This window comes from Enterococcus sp. AZ077 (assembly GCF_051714965.1).
Lineage (GTDB): Bacteria > Bacillota > Bacilli > Lactobacillales > Enterococcaceae > Enterococcus_B > Enterococcus_B hirae.
On sequence record NZ_JBIOSX010000002.1, the window covers coordinates 134,211 to 143,988 of the forward strand.

Below are 9,778 nucleotides of genomic sequence, written 5' to 3' on the forward strand. Positions count from 1 at the left end.
AGACCATATGTAACGATAGGACGCTCTAAATATTAGGTTAACATACATAATATACTACCCTAATCTACAATTAAGGTAGTACATTATGTACGTTATATAGAACTTTAAAAGAGGTTTAAAAACCTTGATATACAGCGGAAAGAGCTTTTTGCATATAAAAAAATAAGATACTACCACAATTATTGATCATGGTAGTACATTATTAATGTTTGTAGTTCATTCCCCAACTATCATGTAGGAATGTTTCAGTCTCTTGTTCGATTTCTTCTACTGTGCGAATGATAGTACCATCTGTGTCTATTTCAGGAATTGTAGGTTTCTTTTCTCTAAACAATTCAATATCACGCATAACATTATTAAAAAGATCTTGTTTATCTTCTTGTGTCAAATGCTGCTTGATATACTCATCAAGTGCTTTTCTTAATAACTCATCCCTAGTAAGATTTGTTTCATATTTTTCGACCATTACTCTAGAGGTAGCATTCAGTAGTGGTGATAGTTTCAGTGGCATTTGAGCAGAAAATGAACGATCAAATTTTCTTATCGGGGCCCCTACCCCTTTTGATTTTTTTGGAGAAACTGTTTTTTTGGTTGATCTTTTTGGTGATTGAACAGAATCTGTAACGTTGACTTTTTGGGCTTCAATAGTTTCTTTACTAGCAACAATGGCACTTTCACCAGCAGTTGTTGAATCAACGGAATTTTTTTTTGATTCTTTTCTTGCAGCATTTCCAGCTCGTATCTTATTTAAACCTTTATTTGGCTTAAAGATACCTAGATCTTTTATATCAGCCATTGGATCCCCCTCCTACTCGTACCAAGTTTCATGTTCAACAAGTTCATCATATATATTGATAAAAAGTTCATGAGAACGTCTATCCCACTGTTTTAGCTTACCAGCTTTAGTCAACTCCATAGTTATTCCTGATCCATCATAACGTTTTAATCTTGCATTTTTAAGTACTACATTTTTTAATAGATGATCTCCGTAAATTTTTTGAGCCTGTGCATACATTTCTTGATCTACGGCATCTCCACTCTCAAGCATAAAAGGAATGACTCCAGCAACCTTTAAAGTTGTGTCAAATTCATCAACAAAGAAGTCCATGTATTCTAAGTATTGCATAGCATTTCGCATAGATTTTACTTGTGTTTGCAAGACAACAATCGCGAAGTCAGCTATATACATTGCGGATTTACTATAAACAGAAATTGAAGGAGGTACGTCCAGATAAATCACGTCAAATTTTTCTAATAAAGGTGCCAATCTTTTTTCCATGTAAAGAAGTTTATCTGAAGAATCTGAAAACTGGTCTTTGATCCAATCATCGTAAAGTTCAAAACTCATATCAGCTGGTAATATATATAGATTATCTACTACTTTATATACAGCTTTTTCTGGATCAACGCGAGTATCATTGTCTACTACCTTATCCCAGTTGACTTTCCCATTTTCTTCCAATCCTAGTTCTAGAGGAGGCGTTCCAACAAGAACGTCAGTAATTGTATATTGATAATCTAACGGTTCACCATCTCCACCACCATCCTCAACTGGAAAATTCATATGGGTTAAACTCATAACATCTGATGTATTCCCTTGCATATCCAAATCGATGATTAATGTTTTTTGTTTTTTTGCCACGGCAGATTCAAAACCTAACATTTGGGCGCAAGTGCTTTTTCCAACGCCACCTTTAAAGTTACCAATTACAAATTTTTTGGACAATCTCTATCACTCCTTTATCTATTATCTACTACCTTTTTTAATATTATAACATACTACTTTAATTAAATCTATAAAATATGATACGTACTACCTTATTATTTTTAAATTATAAAATATATAAAGAAAGCTTATTTCAAGACATAAATCTGTAATAATTTAATAAATAAAGGTCATAAATAATAGTAATTTGTTTATCTACTACCTTTTTAGTATTTGGAATCAAATGATCAGTTATACTTTAATGAATTAATAAAAAGCATATGTTTCCTAAAAGGATAAATATATATATATCAAGTATGTCATAATATTTTGTCGCCTATCCTACAGTTTTGCGACTGAATGGAGGTGTAACTTGCGCTTAAAAATATCATTTGTCCCCTTCTTGTAGGGTTGTTAGTAGCAACGTACGATTATTGGCTGAATAATCGTAACAAGAAGTAAAACCACAAAAGGCGACATCAGCTCACAAAAAAGCCCCTAGAGAATCCCACTTCTCTAGGGTCTTCGTGCAACTTGTGCTTATATCATTTGTACGTTTATTATACCACATGCTAATAAAATTAGCTAATTTTATTAGCTAACATAAATTCTATTAAAAACAGATCTTAATTAGATGTATGTTTTATGAATCTCCTAATTTTATATTTCTGACCTTTTAAACATTAATAGTATATTTCAGAGGTCACGCGTTGCAAAGAATGAATAGATAAAAATTGACACTCTACTTCTAAAGTGATAATAGTATCAAAGTAATAAACGACTAGTGTAATTTTTCATAAACATCTATTATATACTACCTAATATTTACAAAAAATTTTTTGGTAGTAATTAATTTTGTTCCTTACTAAATAAAGGTAGTAATTAATGTTTATTAAAGGTAGTACATTATAAAACATTATTTTAATTGTAGTAGTATATAATAGATTAAATTAGTAGTACGCAATTATAATAAAGGTAGTATTTAATAGGTAATAAAGGTAGTATATTATACTATTATTAAAGGTAGTACTTAATTGTAAAAATAGTATTTTATTTATTAACTACAAAAAACAAGTAGCTACATTATATATGTAACCGTATTATTTAGAAAATATATGTGAAACATATGTGAAAAAATAAATACCTACTACGTTAATTAATAGGAGAATTAACGTAGTAGGTATTCTATATTTAAAGTAGTAGGTAATTGCTATTTGAACACATTTTGGTAGTAGATATTACAATACAAAGGTAGTACATAATTAATTTAATATGTTAGAAAGAGTAGTACATTAATGTATATTAAGGTAGTAACTAATATATAAATAGAATTAATTAAGGTAGTAACTATTTTTTTTTAAGAAGAAAAATACTTGTACATAATGTTATCTTCCTCTATTCTTAATATAAATATAAAAAGAAAAGTGATATGTGGTTAAGAAGAATAACTTGCTATAGGTCAAGAAGAAGCTTTTTGAAAAAATATAAAAGAATATCTTGAGCTATTTAGATGAAACGAATTTATTAGATACTTAAAAAAACAAAGGCACTCAAAAAACTATTTACAAAGCATTATAACAAGTGCTATCGTTATAGATAAGAACAATTATAAAAAACAAAAAAAGAGACGGAAATAGTTGATTTTACCAGAATCAATTATTTCTGAATCACATGGATAAGACATGTGTTCACGCTCGTCTCAAGAATATGTAAGTAGCTACCGACTACTTATATTAAAAGTTGATCGGAATACCTTTTCCGATTGTCTTTATTCTATCAAAAAATGACGAGCAACTCAACAGAAGAACGTTTATTTAGTGTATTTAAATTAAATATTCTTAAACACTGAGGAGAGAACACATATTATGGCTGAGATTAAAGCTAAATTGTGTTCTCTTTTTGTTTGGGAAAGGACGTTACAATCGATGTTGAGCGAAATTTATTCAGCTATTCTTAAAAATGGCTTACGTACATACAAATATCGAAACAGCACCATGAAACCTGTAGATTATATTGATTCTAGCAGAAATGGTGCTATCTTTGCGTACCGTAGTAAACAATTAATGAATGGTGGACGTGGTATGGTAATTACGTCTGAAGAAGCGATTTTTGAAAACGAACAAAAGCTAACGCATTGGACACCTAATGTGTATCGTTATGGGACATATGCGGATGAGTATCGAACAGTGGTTAAAGGCCATTCTGAGAAAAACTTAAGCCAAATCAACACATTTCTAGTTGATATCGATTCAAAAGAGAATCATCAAGGCGAAATTATTTTAGCCTGCCTAGATCAAGTGGGTTACATGCCAACGCTAATTTTAGAATCTGAACATGGTTATCAAATCTATTTTGTATTAAAGACACCAGGTTATGTTACAAAGAAAAGCAATTTCAAGGTAATTGATGTAGCAAAAAAAATCTCCAAAACGATTCGTCTACAGTTGGCTGAAAAATTATCTGGAGTGGATCTAGGATGTAACCATTTCGGAATTGCTCGATTCCCACAAGAAAATAATGTTGTTTTTCAAGAAATGAACTATCAGTATTCTTTTGCTGATTGGATTCAATGGTCGATGAAGCTTGAATCAGATCAAAAAACAAAAGAAGATCGAGAACGAAAACTAATTGTCTTTCCTGAGAAAAAAGAAATTCGTCAAGTAGATGAACCGTGGTTCGATATGTTACTTCATAAAGCAAACATTATCGGCGGAGAAGGACGTCTTGGTCGAAATAACGTGATTTTCACACTCTCTTTAGCTTATTACTCTTCAGGCTATGCACTGGATACCTGCGAATACAATATGTTCGCATTCAATGAACGGTTACAAGAACCGCTACCTGAAGCAGAATTAGTAAAAATTGTACGCAGTGCTTATTCTGGTAACTATCAGGCAGCAAGTAGAGAATTCATTATTGAATTGTGTCAGCAATGGGTTTCACCAACCCTAAAAAATAATGACCTGTTCATTCAACGGCGTGGCTGGTGGAAATTTAAAAAACCACGAGATCAAAGAAAATATAGTCATAAAAATGAATGGAAAGAAGATTTATTGGCTTATCTAAGCGAAAAAATTCTTGCTAGTGAGCCTTATTTGAGTCTGTCAAAAAAAGAGTTGGCTTCAGAACTAAACATGCCTAAGCGAACACTTGATAAAATCTTAAACGAGTTACGAGAGGAAAATAAAGTCTTCTACAAAGTAACGCGAGGAAGAAATGGCGGAATGATCATTGCTGCAGTCAAAACGTTGTTCACGAGGGTTATTCAACTAAGTAAAGAAATGAGATTAGCTTATTCGACAAGGATCACAGAGGTGTTCGGACTAAATGGGAGCTTAGTAGAAGAGACATTTAGCCAATTATCAGAGCCCTTAACTCCTCTTAAAGAAGTGCCTCTTTTTGAAGTAGATACGGGTTAAAAAATAAAAGGTGCAAATTGCCTTATACAATATATCTATGATACTTTTGTGGGTGTTGCTGCCTTTGCCTAGCTACGTGTAGGTGGTATACTTATCACTGCGTATGCAGTTTTGTGTGGCTTGGAGGACTTACTATGTTGATAAAAAATTATGTCTATTCACATCCAGTTAATGTGTTTATCATTGGTCGTTTGGGATTATCTGTAGAATTGTTTTGTGAACTTTATGGTTTTAAGCAGGGGACGTTGTCTTCTTGGGTTACTAGGGAAAAAACAGTTGCTACTTTGCCGATTGAGTTTCTTCATGCGTTGTCATTAGCTTGTGGGGAGACTATGGATCAGGTATATGATTGCTTGTGTGTGTTAGAGCAAGAATATGTTGAGTTTAAAAAGGCTAATAAACCAAAGAAAAGGAAAAAGTATATTCAGAAATAGTTTTTATTTACTTAATGTTGAGGAAGGTATTCCTGCTAAGTTTAAGAAAAAATCAAAAGCAGCGTTTGAAGACTTACTAACAGTTCGAACGGAAAAATGGCTAGAGTAGTTTATATAAAATGCTCATGTTCCTAAAAAAGACGGTCAATATCAAATTAGAATTTTTTTATAATTCTAATTTGATTACAAATATTACAAAGTAATAGTTGTTGTTTCGGAATTTTAAGATTAAAAGTTTATGATAAAAATCACAAACGTAGGTTTTAAAGTCATAAACGTAAGGTTGACTGATTGTTTTTGGCTTAAAAAAAAATAGGGAACTAGTGTTTGCATATGAGTTTTTTTGAGTTATAATAATTCATGAAGAGAGGTAATTAAATTATTTACGCAAGCTGAAAAGCCTGATATTACTTCTTTTCAGGCAGTGCTGCTAATATTCATTTACATTTTTTTGTATAATTTTAGTTGTTTTAAATTTAATTGTCTGCTATGCTTGTGATGAATTGATTTTCGTTCTGCACTTTTGGACGATCAATTGGGACAATTGAAAATACAAAAAAAAGAAAGGACCTGTGAGACTCGGAAGGCTGGTAACCTTCGTCGACGTCCACAGGTGGCATTAAGACTTGCCCCTTAATGCGTTTACCTTTCAGTGTTACGGTACTACCCGCAACGGACTTTAGTATAACAGATATTCAAAAGTGATACCACTTTTTTGGCTTTATTAAGGTTAAAAATACGTGATATTATGATGGATTATGTCAAGGTATAATGTTATAAAAATGTCTGTGTGGTTCTTTGCCGTATGACGAACGCTGAAATTAGAGGGAACGCATGTTTGGATGCGTTCCTTCTTTTTTGTTTGTCATGAACGAAAATCAATTCTCTATTTTTGACAAATAACAAGAAAAACTTGTTAAAAATATTTAAAGTAAGTGGGTGGATTATTTTATGTCATATACAGGAATTTTGAGTCTCGAAGATATTTGTCACTACGGTAAACGGTGTACTGCTACAGAGAAAATCACGAAGAAACTATCAACTGGCCAAAATAAAACCGTTGTGCAGTGTAAGAAATATATAATCCAAAAAGACAAAGTCTCAGAGGAAATGATTTATTACGTTGGTAAACAAAAGCAAATAATTTTAAAAGATCCTATCCCTTTAAAAGAGCTATATCCAGAAATCAAACATGTTTATGACCAAAACGGTGTACTGATTGGTCGAAGAAAAAATGGAGTCTTGCGTTGTACCGCAAAAGGGATGGGGCGTTTAATCAGCTGAATTGATCATTCTCATAACTTGTATTTTATCGTTTTTCGCTTGCTTGAAAATATTGTCGAGACTTCTAGAGGAACTTAGAATCACTAGAAAAATAAGGAGTAGACTTGATCTATCAACAATTCCTTTCGGGGAGTGACGGGGTAGGTTTTTACGATTGGTAACGTAAAAAATTGGTCAATCGAGTAAATGCCCTTGTTTGGATAGTGGTGAAATGAATTTGTGTAAATAATATGCACAGAGTAAACAAGAGGGAATTTAGAAGTTAGACAAGTTAGAATAGCGCCTAGATTAATCATGAGCAGCTACTAAGGGATCTAGGCTTTGACGCAAACTCATGGAATAAGGAGTAGGTCTTCTCGTAATGGGGAGGACGCACAAGAAATTGTGTCGTGTGCTGCAGTACATGTAGATACTTGCGAGGACGTTGGTCATTGGATCAATCGAGCATTTACCGATTTCTACTAGGGTTTCTCGTTTCGGACGCCATAAACGAGTCGATATTTTTTATGTATTTTTAAGTAAACGAAAAACGATAAAATATGAACGAGTCCTGAATAAAGTGAAAAAATTGATATAAAACATAGAGAAAATGAAATTTACGTAATGGAGGAATGACAAATGAAAATTATGATCCGAATATACGATTGGGCACACATACTATTAAGGTTTCTTTCCAACGTTGGGATTACAAAGGTTTTGTGACGTTTAGAAGAGGCGGAAATTGTAAAGGATTAGATGTTATAGCATTAGACGAGGATGATTTATACGATCAAAAATTGACTGATAATCCAATTGGATTCGGCTTGCTACCTGAAGATGATGAAGGTAATGAATGGTTTAAAATGACGCTTACGAATGATAATGGAGACGAATTATCTGTTGAAGATACTTGGTTATATTTGAGTGATTATATTGTCAGCGTTGAAATCATTGAATTTGTAGCGGATAAAGAAGAATAAAAACTGGAGGAATAAATTTTACAGATAAAGGCTTAGAAGGAGTCACGACGAATAATAAAAAGGTAATATTACCTTAGGCATTGAGTAAGGAATTTATTTAGGAGGAAAATTAGATGGCGCGACCAGTTTTAGAGGCGATGGATATGGATACTTTGACAAAAGGAAGGTATGTACAGCTGTTAGCTCGTGGTTATTCACCTAAAGATGTATTCAAATCCCTGTCTAAAGGAACAGATATGGAAAAAGAAAGATTACGAAAAGAATTCGATTATTGGAGAACCCATAATGGAATCAAGGATTTGAAACCAGCACGGCCAGTAATTAAACGAAAGAAAAAGATAACCCAAGACTGAAGTGTAGAGCGTATGTGATCATAGGCTTTTTTATTTTTGCAAAAAACAAGGAAGATAGGAAAACTCATGAATTATGAAGAAATCAAAAACAGAAAAAAAGTGTCGAAAGAAATGGAAGAAAAGTTGCTAAAAACGATGAAACAAAAACATCTTAAAAGATTATCTGTCATGCAATATATCAATGACATGCAGATAACAGGAAAGGAAAAAGCCTGCTTGTTGGGGTCAATGAAAAATTTTGAACAGTTGAGGCGAACTTATGTAAAAACAAGTTCCAATTGCCAACTATTATTAGAAGTTTCTTGACGATTATGATATGAAAATGATCGATTATGATGTGGCATTGTTATTGAATAAAAAGAATAGTAAAATTTAACGTGGTTTATCTTGGTTAGATGTAGGTAAATTAATTTAAATATAGAAGGTAGATAGATGAATAAAAACAATAAAACTTTATTTAATCCTTACGTGGGCGTAATCATTGTTTTTCTACTTTTTAGTTATTTTGTTTATCAAGGTTATCAAAAGGATAAAATCGCTGAAAGAGTAGATAGTGTAACAAAAACAATCCATATTCAGGAACAGGCTAAAACCTATCAAGATAATTTGACCAGTTTAACGGATATTTCTAAGAGACAACTGATTACTAATCAAAAACAGGCATTAGAAAAGGATCTCAAAGGTGAAATTGCTGGAAAATTTGTTTTTTCTTCTACAGGATTTATTCTCCCTGTTTTTCAAGGAGCGAATAGCGACACGCTTAGTTTAGGAGTAGCTTCTACTTATTATCCAGATACTGAAATGGGAAATGGAAATTATATTCTTGCTGGTTATAACGTAGATACACCAAGTGTTTTATTATCCGATATGACTGATTTATCTGAAGGAGAAGAAATTGATCTAATCGATGCTCATTACAAGTATCAGTATGAAGTCTCCAAAAGAGGAAAAATTTCTGATTACAGCCAGGTAGTTCAATCTAAGGAAAACAATTCCTTTTTATCCTTGCCAAAAGCAGGTAAAAAACCACTACTCACACTGTTAGCCTTTCAAGCAAATAATATGAAAAAGTGCGATGTGATCCAGTGTGAATTAGTCAATGTAGAAAAAATCAATAAATAAGGGAAGTGAGTCACATTCAAGAACTTGTAGAAAAATTGATCAATAAAATGAGTGCCATTTTTCTGTTACTGTTGGTATCCATTCTATATTTAATATGGACGGTGGGGTTAAATCCTCCTACGATATTATTTATTTATGATAATGCTGCACAGTTAGTGACGTTTTTCGTAGGCTGTTTGTTTCTTTTGAATCTGTACAAGGTAAAGAGAAACGATCTATTCTTCATTGCAGCAGGCATTCTTTTTTACCTTTTCTTTTCTTTTTTTAGAAGCTACCGAGGAGATACTTTCTATGGTGATCTGATCGTTCCGACAATTATTGCTATTATTTTGATTGTAAAATGGACGGAATTTACTGTAATTGATCGTAGCTTGTATCTTGTAGTATTCTATGTCTTTTTACTCGTAACGGTTTATCGAGTATTTACTGAGATACCAGTACCAGAAGGACAAAGTATTTGGAATCCCTCGAACAAATTATCAGATATTTGGATCAATACAAA

General features: G+C 32.5%; 11 protein-coding genes. 9 read left to right on the forward strand and 2 right to left on the reverse strand.

The genetic code is table 11. The features are described 5' to 3' along the window. Window positions 1–202: 202 nt before the first annotated feature. Together IGL28_RS13990 and IGL28_RS13995 are read right to left on the reverse strand one after the other, a co-directional pair. On the reverse strand, window positions 203–796 hold the full coding sequence (locus IGL28_RS13990; protein WP_128427787.1) for a hypothetical protein: 594 nt from the start codon (window positions 794–796) through the stop codon (window positions 203–205). Window positions 797–808: 12 nt separating this feature from the next. Continuing rightward, window positions 809–1,726, reverse strand: a complete 918-nt coding sequence (locus IGL28_RS13995) for a ParA family protein (RefSeq protein WP_081129166.1) — start codon at window positions 1,724–1,726, stop codon at window positions 809–811. A 369-nt stretch (window positions 1,727–2,095) separates the two neighbouring features. On the opposite strand from IGL28_RS13995, the gene IGL28_RS14000 reads away from it, so the two are divergent. The 9 genes from IGL28_RS14000 to IGL28_RS14040 all read left to right on the forward strand — a co-directional run. Further along, entirely contained in the window at window positions 2,096–2,167 is a 72-nt protein-coding gene (locus IGL28_RS14000; RefSeq protein WP_368022546.1) for a type I toxin-antitoxin system Fst family toxin, read from the forward strand. A 1,463-nt stretch (window positions 2,168–3,630) separates the two neighbouring features. After that, complete coding sequence (locus IGL28_RS14005; RefSeq protein ID WP_128427491.1) at window positions 3,631–5,124, forward strand: primase C-terminal domain-containing protein; 1,494 nt, start codon at window positions 3,631–3,633, stop codon at window positions 5,122–5,124. 134 nt (window positions 5,125–5,258) lie between these two features. Continuing rightward, window positions 5,259–5,558, forward strand: a complete 300-nt coding sequence (locus IGL28_RS14010; protein ID WP_128427489.1) for a type III secretion system protein PrgN — start codon at window positions 5,259–5,261, stop codon at window positions 5,556–5,558. Window positions 5,559–6,509: 951 nt separating this feature from the next. Then, window positions 6,510–6,842, forward strand: a complete 333-nt coding sequence (gene traE / locus IGL28_RS14015; RefSeq protein WP_128427488.1) for a type IV conjugative transfer system protein TraE — start codon at window positions 6,510–6,512, stop codon at window positions 6,840–6,842. 611 nt (window positions 6,843–7,453) lie between these two features. Then, window positions 7,454–7,801 (forward strand): DUF5406 family protein, encoded by a 348-nt coding sequence (locus IGL28_RS14020; protein WP_128427487.1) that lies wholly within the window; start codon window positions 7,454–7,456, stop codon window positions 7,799–7,801. A gap of 113 nt (window positions 7,802–7,914) precedes the next feature. Further along, complete coding sequence (locus tag IGL28_RS14025; protein ID WP_002299885.1) at window positions 7,915–8,154, forward strand: hypothetical protein; 240 nt, start codon at window positions 7,915–7,917, stop codon at window positions 8,152–8,154. Between the two features lie 66 nt (window positions 8,155–8,220). Then, window positions 8,221–8,460 carry a hypothetical protein gene (locus tag IGL28_RS14030; RefSeq protein ID WP_081125727.1) on the forward strand — a complete coding sequence of 80 codons (240 nt, stop codon included), beginning with the start codon at window positions 8,221–8,223 and terminating at the stop codon, window positions 8,458–8,460. A gap of 126 nt (window positions 8,461–8,586) precedes the next feature. Then, window positions 8,587–9,276 (forward strand): sortase domain-containing protein, encoded by a 690-nt coding sequence (locus IGL28_RS14035; protein WP_081129165.1) that lies wholly within the window; start codon window positions 8,587–8,589, stop codon window positions 9,274–9,276. 5 nt (window positions 9,277–9,281) lie between these two features. Then, the coding region (locus tag IGL28_RS14040) for an EpaQ family protein (protein WP_438843981.1) at window positions 9,282–9,778 on the forward strand (497 nt) is incomplete at its 3' end.

Bases quoted from the DNA above. Each gene is read 5' to 3' on its own strand.
- IGL28_RS13990 (WP_128427787.1), bottom strand. From the start codon at position 796: ATGGCTGATATAAAAGATCTAGGTATCTTTAAGCCAAATAAAGGTTTA.
- IGL28_RS14005 (WP_128427491.1), top strand. From the start codon at position 3,631: ATGTTGAGCGAAATTTATTCAGCTATTCTTAAAAATGGCTTACGTACA.
- IGL28_RS14010 (WP_128427489.1), top strand. From the start codon at position 5,259: ATGTTGATAAAAAATTATGTCTATTCACATCCAGTTAATGTGTTTATC.
- traE (WP_128427488.1), top strand. From the start codon at position 6,510: ATGTCATATACAGGAATTTTGAGTCTCGAAGATATTTGTCACTACGGT.
- IGL28_RS14020 (WP_128427487.1), top strand. From the start codon at position 7,454: ATGACAAATGAAAATTATGATCCGAATATACGATTGGGCACACATACT.
- IGL28_RS14025 (WP_002299885.1), top strand. From the start codon at position 7,915: ATGGCGCGACCAGTTTTAGAGGCGATGGATATGGATACTTTGACAAAA.
- IGL28_RS14030 (WP_081125727.1), top strand. From the start codon at position 8,221: ATGAATTATGAAGAAATCAAAAACAGAAAAAAAGTGTCGAAAGAAATG.
- IGL28_RS14035 (WP_081129165.1), top strand. From the start codon at position 8,587: ATGAATAAAAACAATAAAACTTTATTTAATCCTTACGTGGGCGTAATC.